Here is a 1,068-nt window from a genome sequence, read left to right as displayed (position 1 = left end):
TGGATAGGCTACAGTAAGTTAGACAGAAAAAATAAGGTCAGGTAAACTTGTTTCAACAGGAGAAACGAGGGAACGATTATGACCAGAAAACCAAGACGTACTTTCACACCAGAATTCAAAGAACAGATGGTGCAGTTGTATCAGAGTGGAAAGCCTAGGAAAGATATTATTGAAGAGTACCAGCTTACCCCTTCTTCACTGGATAAATGGGTGCTCCAGAGTCAAAACAGTGGCTCCTTCAAGGAGAAGGACAACCGTACGAAAGAAGAAAACGAACTGATTCAACTGCGTAAAGAACTTCAACGGTTACGAATGGAAAATGATATTTTAAAGCAAGCCGCGCTGATCATGGGACGAAAGTAAGAGTGATTCAAGAAAACCGTCACAAATACTCAGTATCAGCAATGTGCGACGTCCTACAAGTCCCTAGAAGCACCTATTACTACGAAAGTAAACGAGGAGAATGTAAAGATCGAGCGATCACGGACGTGATCGTTGAAATCTTCCAAAAGAGCAGGCAAACATATGGTACACGTAAAATCAAGGTGGAGCTAAGGAAAAGAGGATATACGATTTCCAGACGAAGGATCGGTCGCATCATGAAATCTCAGGGTCTTGTCTCCAAATACACCGTTCCCCAATTCAAATGGAAGAAAAACAAGTGCAATGAATCCTTACAAGAAAACATTCTGAATCGGGAGTTTCGTCAAGATGAGGAGCTAAAGGTGGTGGTAAGCGATTTGACATATGTACGGGTCAATAAAAAGTGGCACTATATATGCGTGTTTGTTGACCTCTTCAATCGAGAGATTATCGGTTATAGCGCTGGTCCCAATAAAGATGCACAGCTCGTATACCAGGCCTTTTCTACGATTAGACATGATCTAAATAAGATTCAACTTTTCCATACGGATCGTGGAAATGAGTTTCATAATCGATTGATCGATGAAGCTTTAGCAACCTTTCAGATTCAACGATCACTAAGTCTGAAAGGTACACCGCTTGATAATGCGGTTGCAGAAGCCATGTTTAAAGTCATCAAGACTGAGTTTGTGAATGATGCTTATT

The 1,068-nt window shown here is 41.1% G+C and carries 1 pseudogene; it reads left to right on the top strand.

Annotated features, from left to right (window positions below):
* Window positions 1–78: 78 nt before the first annotated feature.
* A pseudogene (locus BLU58_RS15970) lies at window positions 79–1,068 on the top strand (IS3 family transposase); the annotation flags it as partial.

It is taken from the genome of Thermoactinomyces sp. DSM 45892 (genome assembly GCF_900107305.1).
Classification (GTDB): Bacteria; Bacillota; Bacilli; order Thermoactinomycetales; family Thermoactinomycetaceae; genus Baia.
The sequence above is the reverse complement of the archived record's forward strand: the minus strand, read 5'-3'. Positions and strand labels throughout refer to the sequence as shown.